This window comes from Clostridium sp. CM041, from assembly GCF_055081035.1.
The window spans coordinates 954,212-968,735 of sequence record NZ_CM143648.1; the positions used below are offsets into that span (position 1 = coordinate 954,212).

The window sequence follows — 14,524 nt, forward strand, 5'->3', positions numbered from 1 at the left end:
ATTATTACCTCTCTTTATCACTAAAAAAGAGCCTATAAAAATAAGCTCTTCAATATATTGTATTTTTGTATTTTCAATTGCAATTTTACACTTGATTTTTATGTAGTAAAGACATTCTACTGAGTTTACCATTGTTAGCATAACATTTTTTACGACTAAATTCAATCATTTCATATTAAAGCTTCTCGTGATATCCGTTAATTCTAAAAAGTCTTTGCGAGCCGGGTACCCACTAACATGTTGACAAAAACAGAACCTAAGTCCATTTGTAGTACTAAACAAATGCAAAACTCAATATATTATTGTATAATGGGAATACATGGTTAAGTTTACTGTAAACATAAGGGGGATTATTTTTTATGAATGCTAAAAATAAAGTGCTAATGTCTTCAGAAATTATTTTAGTTATTATATTAGTAGTAGGTTCTTCTTTTTATTTAAACAAAATTAGACCATATAATCAGCTTTTTAATAATGCAAACCAAGCTATGGCTAAAGAAGAATATGATAAAGCTGTAACTTTGTACGGTGAAGCTCTAAGTTACAAAAACGACCCAGATGTAAATAAAAAAATAGATTTTGCTAAACTCTTAAAGAATTCAAAAGAAACATATTCTATTGCGGTAAAGCAAATGGAGAATAATGATTATTTAGCGGCAATTGATAGCTTTACAAAAATAGACAAGCAGGATACTAGAAGGTACTTTGATTCACAAAATAGTATTAGTGAGTGTAAGAAGTTATATATAGCTGATAATTTAAAGAATGCAAAAGATACTATGGCAGGTAAGAAATTTGATGAAGCTAATAAGTATATAGGCAATATAGTAAAGCTTGATGCTAAAAATACAGACGTTAAGAAATTAAAGGCAGATATTGTTACCGCTTTGCAAAAACAGAAGGATGATTCTGCTAAATTAAAAAACGATATTGCAATAGCTGCGCAGAAACAAAAGGATGATGCTCAGTCGTCGGCAAAAGTTAACGCAAGTAAACAAACACAAAATTTAACATTTCAACAGGCAATGGATTTAGTTAAATCAAAAGTAAAATTAGATACTAACGAAACTTTTAATACAACTAATCAAAGATTCCAGAGTACAGGTATTTATAATGGTGATGATTATTACGCGATAGGAAAATCTTACAAAGATCCTGTTAATCCAGAACAAGAATATTCCTTATGTTTATATTTAGTAAACATTAATACTGGCGCAATTACGCAATTTACACAAGGAATATGTACACCAATAAATTAACTTTTGTATTAATTCACTATCTTGTAAATATATATATATAACACAGTAGAGAAAGTATAACTCTACTGTGTTTTCACATTTTAAGATTTCCAAGTAAATTAATTCATCTAGTTTTTATTTCTAGTTCCTTGATTAGCAGCTTGTACGCTAGCATTTCCATTAACCTTATATCCATTTTTAGCATTTTCACTATCTAAACTATTAGCCATAAGGCTTTGATCTTTTTGTTTCATGGTCATATTTTGACTCAGACTATTTTCACTATTAGGTATAATATTTTGATTGTTTTCAGCTATGGTTTTATTTTGACTCATAAAAAGCATCTCCTTTACTAATTATTTTATATTATAATGCCCATAAATTAATGATAATATTATATTTAAAATATTTCATTATTTTTTATACAAATTATGTATTAAAAATTATGTATTAAAAATTATAAATATATATTGAATTATCAACACAGCTTGTAAATTTCACTTTCAATTTCTGTAATGGTCGCCTCTTGGGTACTTATGTGAGTTGAATTTGAGAGTTGCTAATCAATAAAAAAAAGCCTACCCCTAGATTTCTCTATGAAATAAACTTTTAGAGTTACATATATTTTATTTATAACAAGGGAATTTATTCATTGACCCCTGTTATTTTTACCAACTAAACCTCCCCCATTACCTGATGATGCGCTTTGTGATCCATAGATTGATGCTCTCTTATTATTTTTTTGCGTGGAAGATTTTGCTTTTCTTTCTTCAATAATTTTTTTCATTATTTCCATGTTTTTGTTTATATCATTTTTCATATTTTTACCCTCTTTTTTTTATTTTTTACGGCTTAAAAAAACTTCATAACTAATACCTTCTAAATTAATATTCACGATAAATATTTTCAAGGTAGGTCTTGTTATTTTACTAATTTATTATACCCTACAAACAGCCTTTTGAGCAACACTGCTTGTCTGTTTTATCTCTGTAATGGGCCAGACCCTTGGGAAATTATACAAGTTAAAAAAGCTCTTCAAAGATATTTATGCTATGACATACAGTTGTCAATTTTAAAATGCTATCCTACTATTTTTCATATAATTCTATAGGTAAATCATCTGGATCACTAAAAAAAGTAAATTTTTTCCCCGTAATCTCATCAATTCTAATATGCTCAGCAATTACATTCTTATCAGCCAGTTCTTTTATCGCCTCATCAATGTTATCTACCTCAAAAGCAAGATGCCTTAGTCCTCTTGCTTCAGGATAACTCGCCCTTTTAGGTGATTGCGGAAAAGAAAATAATTCTATTTGATAATTCTCTCCAACACCTAAGTCGAGCTTATATGATTCTCTATCTTTTCTATATGTTTCTTTAATGATTTTCAAATCTAAAACATTAACGTAAAACTCTTTAGATCTTTCATAATTTGAACAAATAATAGCTATATGATGAATCTTATTTAACTTCATTTTTTTATCTCCTTCTTTATATTACGTACGCAATTTCTTTCGACTGCACCACAGTTTGAATAGGTTTGGATTCAGATGTTGAGCCGCTAAAAACTATCACCATAAGTATATGCTTAAATGATGATAGCCACTAAAGTTGCTCAATTTCTGAAACAAGCTAAAGAACGATGCCGCGTTTCCACTACTATGGAGATTCAATCTTTTCCCTCTTTCTGAAATTTTCTTTAACACTAAGAGTATTAACTTTAATTTCCACAAATGCATCTTAAATCATTCTAAGCCTTGATTATTTTCTAAAAATAGACGTAATTTCCCCCTCCCCTAAATAAAAACTTTATGCTATTTTATTTATTCCTCCTGGTGGCGAATAATTTTGGCGATTTAATTTCTCTTTTGTAATCATTTTACCTTTACCACAGCAAGAACAGATATTTATATCTATCCCTGTCAGCTTTAAAAGAAGCTCCGCTGCACTTAACTTAACTTCTAAATTTTTATTTTCTATTGTTCCTGTAAGTTCTTTGCATTTTTGAAGCTTAGTTGACCTATTTCTATTGCTTAATATTCCATAATGTCTAATTTTAACAAACTTTCTTGGTAAAACATGCATGAGAAATCTTCTAATAAATTCATCTACTGTAAGTGTCATAAACTTTTCTTTATTATGGTCTTTATAATCTCTCCATTTAAATGTTACATATCCATTTTCTAAATTTACAATTCGATGATTAGATATCGCTACTCTATGAGTATATCTACCAAGGTATTCAAGTACGTACTCCGCACTCCCAAAAGGAGGTCTACAATATACAATCCATTCTTTTTTATATAACTTATCTATGAAGCTCTGAAATATATGTTTCTTTGTTAATTCCTCAATTCCTGTAGTATATTTAAGTGCATTACTATAATAAGCTCTTTTAAGGTAAAATAAAAATTTACCTCTAAATTTTCTTGAAAGCACTTTCACTGGGATAAAGAAATCTTTTTTTGAATTTATCCATCGGTTACCATCTAAAGTTAATCCGCCACTAGGAACTATGCAATGTACGTGTGGATGATTCATTAAATTTTGACCCCACGTATGCAAAATTGCCATAAATCCAATTTCTGCTCCTAAATGTTTTTTATCACTTGAAAGTTCAAGTAGTGTTTCAGAAACAGATTTAAATAGAATAGAATACATTTCCTTTTGATTTGTTAATGTTATATAGTTAAGCTCTTCAGGAATAGTGAAAACTACATGAAAATACCCTACGGATAATAAATCCTCTTTTCTTTTTTCAAGCCATCTTTCCTTGGCTAAAGTTTGGCATTTAGGACAATGCCTGTTTCGGCAGGAATTATAAGAAACCCTAACATGCCCACATTCATCACATTCGTCTACATGACCACCAAGCTCTGCTGTTCTACAAGCTTCAATATCTATCATAGTTTTTAAAATATTCAGCGGAAGCTGATGAGTTCTCCTATATTCATCACCATGTTGATTGAATATATCTTGAATCTCAATCATCGTTCTCTCCTAAGAGGATATCCAACGGACTCTTTATATTAAGTAAATCCATCCTTCTAAGATGTAAATAGATAGTGGTAGTAGTAATTCGGGTATGTCCTAAAAGTCTTTGAATATAGCAGATATCCGTGCCAGCATCCAATAAGTGAGTTGCAAAGCTATGGCGAAGCGTATGGACAGTTGCATGCTTAGTGATTTTAGTTTTTTTTATAGATTTCTCGAGCATTTTCTGAACACTACGTGGACTTATAGAATCTGTACGACACTTTCCAGAAAATAAATATTCCGTAGGATGATATCTGCTCCAATACTCTCTGAGGATTTCTAAATTTGCTTTAGATAACAATGAATATCTATCTTTTTTACCTTTGCCCTCTCTAATTAATATTTGCATGTTTTTACTATCAATATCTGTTATTTTTAGGTTACAAACTTCACTAACTCTTAATCCTGCGGAGTAGACCGTCATGAGAATTGCTTTATGCTTAAGGTTTTCAGTAACATCAAAGATAGATTTAACCTCATCTGGAGATAATACAGAAGGTAATTTTGATGGTTCTTTCATCCTTGCGATTTTGTCCGAATTCCAATATCTATTTAGAGTTTTAGTATAAAAAAATTTAAGACTTGAATTAATATAATTAACTGTTCCTTCACTTAATTTTTTTTTAATGATACAATAATGTAGATAGTCACAAATTTCTTTTTCACCTAAATACTTTGGTGATTTGTTGTAAAATTTAGCAAAGTTACTAACGTGATTGATATAGCTTTTTATAGTCATTGGACTATAACCCCTTAGTTCCATATTCATTTTCATTTTTTCTCTTAATTCTGACATAAATAATAACACTTCCTTATTTTTTATTTCGACAATAAAAGTTTATAGGAAGTGTGTATTATAATAAAGAAGTATCTTAGTCAAATAGGATACTTCTTTCTATTTTATTTAAGTAAAAATTAAATTAATATGATTAGCACTTGTCTGCCACCGTTTTTAGCGGTTTAGTTCTATAAGAATACTGCGAAGCATTTAGTTTTCTATTAATATATATGATATTTTAATAATAACATATGTCCTCTACTTAAATCACTAGTTTGCAACTTTTTCACACCAGCGTATTATTAATATAGGAGATGTAAATGCATATATTTTTTACTCATACTCATCATTATTATTTATATATCCATCAATATATATAAGGGAGTTCACAAAGTGAACTCCCTTATTCATAATAATTCTCTGTACCATCCCAGTAAGAATATTTGAGTTTAAGATGATTAATAATTATGTAGTCCTAAGCAATAAATATATATGATTGTATTAAAATTAAATCTTTAGTTAAGAAGTTATCAAAAATACTCTATAGTCAGTCTTTTAGCATTTTAATAAATGTTAAATCGTCTATTCTTAATGAAACTGGTTGTGGTAAAGTCAAGCCCTTAGGTGCACTACCACTATAAAAAAACAGTGCATTATTTGTTGGATCATTTCCACTGAGTGCTTCATTTGCAGCCTTAACAGCACTTGCCTGTGCAGGTCTGTTAATGTTACCATTTAGTATTGGAGTAAATTGATAAAAACCATTAGTTTTTTCATTAATAACAGCACTGATTGAATTTGGAAAACTGCTGCTCTTAACTCTGTTTAAAACTACAGCGCCTACAGCAACTTGAGCTTTATAAGATGCTCCTCCTGCTTCGGCAGTTATTAATCTTGATAGCAAGTCCAAATCACTTGAGTCATTTTTGATTGCTATAGGTTTAGTTTGCACTGAAGTATAACTAGCTATTTCTGGAGTTTTTACAACTTGTTTAGGAGATTCATTCCGTTTGTTATTAGCTTTTCTTGAATCAATTAATGCTTGTTTTTCTTCTGTTGCTTGTCTTGCTTCATTAGCTTGATCTATTACCAGTTGTGCGCCATATTGATTTTCTAGGGCATTCAATTTTAATGCTAATACATCTTGGTCTGATTTTTGTTCTGTTAAAATCGCTAAATTCTTTTTATTCTCAACTCTTAAAGATAGCAACTTTGTATTCTCTGAATCTAGCGCTACCTTCTTTAAATTAATTGCTGCTTCTTTTGTTTTCATATTATTCATAACCTTTTGATCAAATGTTACTACCCTTTTAATATTTTCTACTCTGGATATAAAATCATCCATACCATTTGAGCTTAGCATAATGTTTAGATAGCTTGATGACCCATTCATATACATTACTCTCATTCTTTTATTAAAAATAATCTGTTCTGCTTTGATATCAGCCTTTGCTTTTTCAATATTTATTTTTGTTTGCTTAATATTCTTTTGTGTTATAGCTATACTGCTTTCATTACTATCGATATTAGACATAATTGTTTCACGCTTATTGTTCATAATCTCAACTTTGCTTTCAAGGTCGTTTCTTTGAGTTTGAACCTGACGAATTTTTGCCTTATCTGATGCAGAATCTGCATATACGCTAGTAGAACTAACGCTTATAATTACACCAAGTGCCATTACGGCTGAAATTATTTTTTTGTTCAATTCTCCATCCCCCCTACATAATATTTTATTTTTAAATATATTATGTTTAAAAGTTTTTATCATCTGAACATAATAACATACAGAGATATGTATAGCAAATATTGGTCTTTTAATTATTTGTAATATAGCGCCCAGTTATCAAATTGTCTATCATATATATTCTGTTCATTTTGAGGCTTTTCTGTTAATAGCTTTTCAAGCTTTTATCTTCCAATATAAGTAATAAAAAGACTATAATTAGCTTTATAAATCAAATCTAATCACAGTCTTATTTATTATATTTTTAGATTGTTTGGTCTATTTTAGATTTTTTCGAGATTTTATCCTCAAGAAAAAGAAATTTAAAGTATCTTGCTAAAACATAAATAACGATTAAAACAGCTAGTACTTCTTGGAATTTAACCAAATATTTTAACATATATATTGGTTCTTTAATATTAACTAGATACCCATTAAGTTGCTTCATAGCAACTGCGCTTATCACCATCGGAAAAGTAAAAGCAGAATAACTTGGGTAAAATTTAGTTTTAAGTAGCTTTGGTAAATACAAAATCACCACTAAGAACATTATAAATGCTAGACCTCCTAAAAAGCCTAATAAAAAATTATTTTTCACTGTAAAACATGCTAAATATCCAGCTAAACATAAGCTAGCTGGAGCCGCGAATATTGAAATAGTTGGTAGTGCCGGCTCTTGAATTCCCTTAATAAATAATGTCCTATAAATCACAATAGGCAATAATAATAAATATGATATAAGGCCAAACCAGAAAATACCTTTTCCAAGACTAATTAAATTATAGGTAGGTGCAGTCATACTTGCTACCACAATACCAACATAAACTACAAAATAGCTTGGAAAAACCTTTTTTATATCAAAGTTAAAAATAAATTTTGCCGTAAAACAAATTATTAAAATACAATGCAGTAATAAACCAAAAGACCACACACCAAAGGATATTGAATGAGCATACGGAACTATGTAAGTTGCCAAAATCATTAAACCCATAGTAAAAGTAATCATTACGCTGGCAACAACTGGGTTTTTGAAAGAATCTACTACACTTTTTGTATCAAATAATATCTTAAATACAAGGAGTACTAATATTAATGAAGCTCCAACTCCAAAGATCTTCCTGTATATATCACCATAAGATAATAATAGATTGCCAGTTGCTGCTAAAGCTAACATTAACCCTGCAATTGGTACAGGAGTTTTTTCTATCAGGCTTTTCATTTTTTTACCACCTTATTCATCAATATTTACAAGGCCGAGCTCTCTAACTATAATTTGCGCAGCTTTTTCAGCTATTTCCCCAGTAAAGGAAATGCATTGTGCTTGATGTTCTCCAGAAGTCATGTCCATTCCGTGAGTAAGGACTTTACAACATAACACCTTATGGTTATTTTTAAAGCTCTCTTGCAATTCATTAGCAAACTTAAGCGCATTTTGCACCTTAGGATCTCCAGCAATTGTTCTCCCAAAGAAATAACCTATGCACATTACTCCACCTGATACAGCACCGCAAACACATTTTGATTTTCCTATTCCAAGAGGAAATCCTGAAGACATTGCAATCATCTCATCTGGCATTGGAATTTCAAAGTTGTTTTTTATTGAGCTAACAATAGCTTCGGAACAAAAAAAATCACCTTTTCTGAATGACTCTTCTGCATCTCTTCTTATTTTTTTAATACTAACTTCATTTCTCATAAATTGCCCCCTTTTAATAAAATATTCCACATACTATTATATATGTAATATTACAGCAAGTCCACTAGTTAATTGAAACACATGAACACCTACAAGGGCCGCAAACAAATTGTGAACACAATTTGTTTTGCTAAGGGTAACTTTTTAAAATTAAATCAAAAAATAAAAGGTGTATTCTATACCATAATTAGGTATAAAATACACCTTTTATTAAATCATCACCTTCGGTGCTGCAATATTAATATACTTATAAGTTTAAGAATTCTCTCATAATATTACTTATTTCATTGGCCATAGCTTCATTTTCCATTTCAGAAAATACTCTTAAAAGCGGTTCTGTGCCAGAGAATCTTGCTATAATCCAGCCACCATTTCTAAAATATACCTTTAAGCCATCTTCGTAGTTTGTTTTTTCTACTTTATAACCAAAATTTGGGATTAACTTATTTACGAAAAGTTTTGTCCTAATCTGTTCCTTGTCTTCTATGCTGAATTTATAATCAGATTCTGTCATGTAGAAATATCCATATTGCTTATGAATTTCTTCAAGTAATTCTGATAAGCTTTTTCCTGTTACACTAAGCAATTCGATTAGAAGGCTAGCAGCAAATATTCCGTCTTTTCCCTTAATATGCCCACGAATAGTTAATCCACCACTGCTTTCTCCTCCGATTAATGCATTCTTTTCTTCCATTTTTGAGCTTATGTTCTTGAAACCAACTGGAACCTCGTAGCATTCCTCACCAAAGCTCGCTGCTATTTTATCTAGGAGGTGAGTGGTTGCAAGGTTTCTTACAGCTCCACCTTTCCATCCCTTGTACTTTAATAGATAGTAATATAACACAGAAAGAATATCGTTTGGATGAATAAAGTTACCTTTTTCATCTATGATTCCAAGTCTATCAGCATCCCCATCTGTTCCTATCCCGATATCATATCCTTTTTCAACTACCAAATCCTTTAAACGATGTAGTGTGTGTGTGCTTGGGGAAGGTAATCTTCCACCAAATAAGGTATCGTGTCTATTATTTATTATTTCAACCTCACATCTTGCAGTTAAAAGTATAGTTTGAAGGCAAGTCTTTGAAACTCCAAACATTGGGTCAAGAGCTACCTTTAGTTTGCTATTCCTTATAGACTCTATATCTATCATGCTGATAATTGAATCTATAAATTCATTAAACGGATCTATAATTTCAATTAAACCATCTGCTATTCCTTTCTCAAAGATAACAAGCTTAACATCATCTATAGTAATATTGTTTATAATTTCTTCAAGACTTCTTGTAACGTCTTCTTTAGCATCTCTTCCACCCCTTGTGAATATTTTGAGTCCATTGTAATCAGCTGGGTTATGGCTTGCTGTTACAGCTGCACCATAGTATGCGTCTAAAGAATTCACAGTGAACATTATTAGAGGGGTAGGTGCGGATTTTGCTACTAAAAAAACCTTTATTCCATTTCCAGCCATTACTTCTGAAACCCATTTTGCTGATTTGTCAGATAAAAATCTATTATCATAACCTATTACAAAACCACTGCTCTCACATTTTTCATTCTTCATAAGGTTTGCAAGAGCTTGAGAAAGAAGTTGTACATTTTTTTTTGTAAAATCTTCGCCTATAAAAGCTCTCCATCCACCAGTACCAAATTTAATCATATTTTTAACTCCTTTACTAATTTTAATATACTTACTTTTATTAGCCCATTATAGCAACTATAATATTTTGTGAACCAGCTTTTTGTGGCTTAATAGCACCTTCCACTGCCGTTCCATTTAAAATTATTTCTTTAATACCCTTTTGTACTCCATTTGGATTTTGTATGGTTATATTATAAGTTGCTCCACGCCATAGACGAGTAACTTCAAATTCTGTCCAATCTCCAGGTATACATGGATCTATAATCATGCCATCAAAGTTAAGACGAACTCCTAGCATGTAGTGAGTTGCTGCATAGTATGCCCAGCCAGCACTTCCTGTAAGCCATGAGTGCCTTGCTCTACCGTAAGCTGTATGATCTTTTCCCATCACGAATTGACAGTATGAGTATGGTTCGGCTTCACGAGTCTCTATCATATCATTTTGATTATAAGGTAATAAGGCGTCGTAGAACTTCATAGCACTATCACCACGTCCAATCATACATTCAGCAATCCAAGCCCAGGGATTAGGATGACTGAAGATAGCTCCATTTTCCTTAACTCCCTTGTATACACGAGTTACGAAACCTATTCCATCATTTGGTTTGGTATAGGATGGTGATGTTAAGTGTAGACCAAAGTCTGAATATAAATATTTATCTACCGCATCCATACAAGCCTTAGCCCTTTCTGGGCCCGCTACACCAGAAATAACAGCCCAAGTGTTTGACTCAAGGTGAACCTTTCCTTCTTCATTTTTTTGAGTTCCTATTTTTTCTCCATCTGCTGTAATTCCACGAATATACCATTTCCCATCCCAAAGCTCATTTTCACATATTTTTTTAACCTTACTCGCTATTGCGCTATATACCGCTACATCTTCTGTTCTACCTAAGAATTTAGCACATTCAACAAAGTTATTTAGTGCCCAAAAATGCAGGAAAGATACTAGAGCACTTTCCCCTCCTCCAAGGTTTAAGCAGTCGTTCCAGTCTGCTCTAAGACCTTTACATATCCCTTTAGCTCCAACCTGCGACCTTGAGAAATCAAGTATTTTCTTCATGTGATCATATACCGTGGCTTCTCCTCCATCAGCAAAAGTAACTATCGTATCAAACAACTGGGCTTCACCAGTCTCTTGTACATATTCACATATTGCTGCAATCAGCCATAATGCGTCATCTGAGCATGCATCCTTTAATCCATGTACTACATCTGACATGTTTGGAGTTGGTACAACTGTTGGTGATTTTGAAGGTGAGATTTTAGCAACCTCTGGATCAAACCATTCTGGTTGGAATAAATGTAATCCGTAACCTATGCTTGACTGTGCACGAAGAAGTTCAATTATACGTTGTTTGCACTTTTTAGGATTTGTATGAGGAACACACATAACATCTTGAGCAGTATCTCTATATCCAAGTCCTGTTCTTCCACCTACTTCTATAAATGAAGCAAATCTTGAGAACACAACGTTCGTTTCTGCTTGATAAAGGTTCCATGTATTTATCATGGTATTCATACCTTCATTTGGTGTCTTAATCTGAAATGCCGATAATTTCCTTTCCCAGTATTCGTTAAGTTCATCAAATGCTTTATCTACAGTAGCAACATTTGAATATTTAGCCTTCATTTTCATGCCTTTAGCTCTTGCACCAACACCAACCATAAATATAAGTCTAGTTTCTTCTCCTGGAGCTAAGATTACTTTTTTATGTAAAGCACCACAGTGATTTCCACCGAGTTCTGAACTCCCACTACAAATTCCCTTTTCTACAGCTATTGGATTGTCTTCAGTGTGGTAGTTTCCTAAGAATTTATCTCTTAAACAATCATAGCTCTCTGGTTCAAAACTCGATGCTATGTATTGATAACCTGTCTCACCATTATCATAAAAAAGATCATTTTCTATAACTCCATCTTCATAACTAGAACCTGATGCGTATAAGCTCATCTGGAAGTTTTCATTATCCATATCAATATTTTGGAATGAGAACTCTACGTAAGAAAACACACTTAATTTACGTGGAGTTGTTCCATTGTTCTTTATCTTGACATCCCATAATTCTACATCATCGTCTACTGGAATAAACAAAACCTGTTCTGCACTTATATCGCTATATTCACAGGAAAATTTGGAATAAGATAGCCCATGACGGCATTTATAATTTGCCTTTTTAAGGTCCTTGCCAACTGGCTGCCAAGAAATTGTCCAATAGTCGCTAGATTCATCATCACGAAGGTAAACATAGTGGCCAGGTCTATCTAGTGGTACGCCGTTTGGTCTAAAACGAGTTATTCTATTGTACTGTGGCTTTTTATGGAATAGGTACCCACCTGCATTTTGAGAAATTACAGCACACATATCCTTCACCCCAAGATAGTTCACCCAAGATACTGGCACATCAGGGCGTTCAATAACATATTCCCTGTTTACATTATCAAAATATCCATATTTCATTTTATCTTCTCCCTTTACTATAATTTAATTGTACTACTAACTTGATTTAGTTCTTCTTTAAATAACTCCTTAGCATTGCTGGATATTTCTATAGTACAAGCACAGTAATATTATCAAATCCTTTCAGTTAGGTTGATTTTCCTTATCCCTTAACAGCACCAGCCATCATACCCTTAATTACATATTTTTGAGAAATTACATAGAGTGCTATCACTGGAATTATTGTTATTGTGAGCGCTGCCATCATCGCACCATAATCCGTGTTAAACTGGCTTGAAATTTGTGTTAAAAGCACACTTATAGGTCTTAATTCCCCTGTAAGATATACAAGTGGAAGAAGTAAATCATTATAAGACCATAAAAAAATCATTATACCTGAGGTTGCGAGTATTGGAGTAGACAATGGGATTATTATTCTCATAAATATTTTTGGTATACTACACCCATCTATTATCGCAGCTTCTTCAAGCTCAACAGGAAGAGACTTCATAAATCCCGTCATCATAATTATAGCAAAATTTAAAAACCCGGCAGTATGTGGTACTATTACAGCTAAATAAGTGTTATTAAAATGAAAAAACTGCAATATTTTAATATTAGGAATAATAACTGCAAACTGTGGAACAAGCATACTAGCAACTAAAAGTATCATTATTGGCCCATTTAAAAAGAACTTAAATCTTGCTAGTACAAATGCAGCCATTGCTCCAAGAATTAATACTAATACAACAACAGTACCAGAAATAACAATACTATTAAAAAACCCCCTAGGAATGTCTATTTGAGAATATTTTCCAAGCGACTTGAAGTTATCTAAATTAAATTTAGTTGGAAAACTAAGAGCGCTAGAAATTATTTCAGATGAACTCTTAAAGCTATTCATAATAACCCATGCTATTGGTGCAATGGTTGTTATACCCCATGCTATTAATATAAAATGTGTAATAATCTTCGACATCTTAACTTTTGAATTAATATGCTTTTTTTCTATATAAATATCTTTTGAAACTTTTGAATTCAACATACTCTAACACCCCTCCATAAAACTAATAACTTATTGGATCTTTCCTTGATATTAATGTAGTAATAATAGTCAAACCAATTCCTATAACAACCATAAGAATAGATAGTGCAGACCCATAGCCTTGATTCATAGATTGGAATGTAGTTTGATATATATATGTGCTCAAAACCTGACTTGAATTCATAGGACCACCCTGCGTTATTGTAAATATAATATCAAAAACCTTTATAGCTGATGTAATTACCAAAGCAATAGTTGTAATTATTACATCCCTTATAAGTGGAAGTGTTATATATATTGATTTGGTTAATCCCGTTGCACCATCCAAAGATGCTGATTCATATATCTCACTTGGTATTTTTGTAAGTGCGGTCATAAATATTACAAAATAAAAACCTGTCATTTGCCAAATATACGGCATCATAGAAAGTAATGCTGAAGATTTTTCAGTTAGCCATATTGTCTTTGACATACCAAATACACCTAAAATGTTGTTCAAAAGACCTGCATCATACTGATATGTAAGTGAGAACAAAAGTCCTATTGCGGAACCTGATACTACAACAGGAAAAAAGAAAACTGTTCTATAAATCTTAAAACCCCTCTTGACTCCATCCATTAACATAGCAAGGAGTAGAGCGAATCCAATTTCAAATATAATACATAATACTATTAATAATAGTGTGTTTTTAATTGCTATCCCAACTACTGGGTCCTGTAGAAGTCTCCGATAATTTTCTAAACCAATAAAAGACTTTTTCATTGAAAAATAATGCCAATCAGTTAAACTAAAATATAATGTTTGGATTAGCGGATTGAATAGAAAAACCGTAATTAAAGTAAGAGCTGGCGCTAAAAATAAAAAAGCATATTTTTTATCCTTTAAAATCATATTCATTACTCCCCGAAACATTATTTTAAAA

Annotated in this window: 13 protein-coding genes; 1 reads left to right on the top strand and 12 read right to left on the bottom strand. The window is 31.7% G+C overall.

Annotated elements, in window-relative coordinates:
- Positions 1–359 precede the first annotated feature (359 nt).
- Entirely contained in the window at positions 360–1,259 is a 900-nt protein-coding gene (locus ACWJJT_RS04570; protein WP_462956196.1) for a tetratricopeptide repeat protein, read from the top strand.
- 107 nt (positions 1,260–1,366) lie between these two features.
- Here ACWJJT_RS04570 and ACWJJT_RS04575 read toward each other — a convergent pair whose 3' ends face one another.
- From ACWJJT_RS04575 to ACWJJT_RS04630, 12 genes are all read right to left on the bottom strand, one after another.
- A complete protein-coding gene (locus ACWJJT_RS04575; RefSeq protein ID WP_165412277.1) occupies positions 1,367–1,573 on the bottom strand; it encodes a hypothetical protein in 207 nt (68 codons plus the stop codon).
- 314 nt (positions 1,574–1,887) lie between these two features.
- Positions 1,888–2,058, bottom strand: coding sequence for a hypothetical protein (locus ACWJJT_RS04580; RefSeq protein ID WP_165412276.1), 171 nt, complete (start codon positions 2,056–2,058; stop codon positions 1,888–1,890).
- A gap of 268 nt (positions 2,059–2,326) precedes the next feature.
- Entirely contained in the window at positions 2,327–2,713 is a 387-nt protein-coding gene (gene gloA2, locus ACWJJT_RS04585) for an SMU1112c/YaeR family gloxylase I-like metalloprotein (RefSeq protein WP_216303738.1), read from the bottom strand.
- Between the two features lie 334 nt (positions 2,714–3,047).
- Positions 3,048–4,229 carry an IS91 family transposase gene (locus ACWJJT_RS04590; RefSeq protein WP_462955275.1) on the bottom strand — a complete coding sequence of 394 codons (1,182 nt, stop codon included), beginning with the start codon at positions 4,227–4,229 and terminating at the stop codon, positions 3,048–3,050.
- Positions 4,222–5,070 carry a site-specific tyrosine recombinase/integron integrase gene (gene xerA / locus ACWJJT_RS04595; RefSeq protein ID WP_462955276.1) on the bottom strand — a complete coding sequence of 283 codons (849 nt, stop codon included), beginning with the start codon at positions 5,068–5,070 and terminating at the stop codon, positions 4,222–4,224. The genes ACWJJT_RS04590 and xerA overlap by 8 nt, the downstream gene beginning before the upstream one ends.
- A 529-nt stretch (positions 5,071–5,599) precedes the next feature.
- On the bottom strand, positions 5,600–6,760 hold the full coding sequence (locus tag ACWJJT_RS04600) for a cell wall hydrolase (RefSeq protein ID WP_462956197.1): 1,161 nt from the start codon (positions 6,758–6,760) through the stop codon (positions 5,600–5,602).
- A gap of 283 nt (positions 6,761–7,043) precedes the next feature.
- On the bottom strand, positions 7,044–7,997 hold the full coding sequence (locus ACWJJT_RS04605) for a TDT family transporter (RefSeq protein ID WP_462956198.1): 954 nt from the start codon (positions 7,995–7,997) through the stop codon (positions 7,044–7,046).
- Positions 7,998–8,009: 12 nt separating this feature from the next.
- Entirely contained in the window at positions 8,010–8,474 is a 465-nt protein-coding gene (locus ACWJJT_RS04610) for a C-GCAxxG-C-C family (seleno)protein (RefSeq protein WP_462956199.1), read from the bottom strand.
- 247 nt (positions 8,475–8,721) lie between these two features.
- Positions 8,722–10,134, bottom strand: coding sequence for a phosphoglucomutase/phosphomannomutase family protein (locus tag ACWJJT_RS04615; RefSeq protein ID WP_462956200.1), 1,413 nt, complete (start codon positions 10,132–10,134; stop codon positions 8,722–8,724).
- A gap of 40 nt (positions 10,135–10,174) precedes the next feature.
- Positions 10,175–12,577: a GH36-type glycosyl hydrolase domain-containing protein gene (locus tag ACWJJT_RS04620; RefSeq protein WP_462956201.1), complete on the bottom strand. Its 2,403-nt coding sequence runs from the start codon at positions 12,575–12,577 to the stop codon at positions 10,175–10,177.
- 142 nt (positions 12,578–12,719) lie between these two features.
- Positions 12,720–13,601, bottom strand: a complete 882-nt coding sequence (locus ACWJJT_RS04625) for a carbohydrate ABC transporter permease (protein ID WP_462956202.1) — start codon at positions 13,599–13,601, stop codon at positions 12,720–12,722.
- 22 nt (positions 13,602–13,623) lie between these two features.
- Entirely contained in the window at positions 13,624–14,493 is an 870-nt protein-coding gene (locus ACWJJT_RS04630) for a carbohydrate ABC transporter permease (protein WP_462956203.1), read from the bottom strand.
- Positions 14,494–14,524: the final 31 nt, after the last annotated feature.

Excerpts from the sequence above, each read along its gene's own strand:
- ACWJJT_RS04570 (WP_462956196.1), top strand. The coding sequence starts at position 360 with ATGAATGCTAAAAATAAAGTGCTAATGTCTTCAGAAATTATTTTAGTT.
- ACWJJT_RS04575 (WP_165412277.1), bottom strand. The coding sequence starts at position 1,573 with ATGAGTCAAAATAAAACCATAGCTGAAAACAATCAAAATATTATACCT.
- ACWJJT_RS04580 (WP_165412276.1), bottom strand. The coding sequence starts at position 2,058 with ATGAAAAATGATATAAACAAAAACATGGAAATAATGAAAAAAATTATT.
- gloA2 (WP_216303738.1), bottom strand. The coding sequence starts at position 2,713 with ATGAAGTTAAATAAGATTCATCATATAGCTATTATTTGTTCAAATTAT.
- ACWJJT_RS04590 (WP_462955275.1), bottom strand. The coding sequence starts at position 4,229 with ATGATTGAGATTCAAGATATATTCAATCAACATGGTGATGAATATAGG.
- xerA (WP_462955276.1), bottom strand. The coding sequence starts at position 5,070 with ATGTCAGAATTAAGAGAAAAAATGAAAATGAATATGGAACTAAGGGGT.
- ACWJJT_RS04605 (WP_462956198.1), bottom strand. The coding sequence starts at position 7,997 with ATGAAAAGCCTGATAGAAAAAACTCCTGTACCAATTGCAGGGTTAATG.
- ACWJJT_RS04610 (WP_462956199.1), bottom strand. The coding sequence starts at position 8,474 with ATGAGAAATGAAGTTAGTATTAAAAAAATAAGAAGAGATGCAGAAGAG.
- ACWJJT_RS04615 (WP_462956200.1), bottom strand. The coding sequence starts at position 10,134 with ATGATTAAATTTGGTACTGGTGGATGGAGAGCTTTTATAGGCGAAGAT.
- ACWJJT_RS04620 (WP_462956201.1), bottom strand. The coding sequence starts at position 12,577 with ATGAAATATGGATATTTTGATAATGTAAACAGGGAATATGTTATTGAA.
- ACWJJT_RS04625 (WP_462956202.1), bottom strand. The coding sequence starts at position 13,601 with ATGTTGAATTCAAAAGTTTCAAAAGATATTTATATAGAAAAAAAGCAT.
- ACWJJT_RS04630 (WP_462956203.1), bottom strand. The coding sequence starts at position 14,493 with ATGATTTTAAAGGATAAAAAATATGCTTTTTTATTTTTAGCGCCAGCT.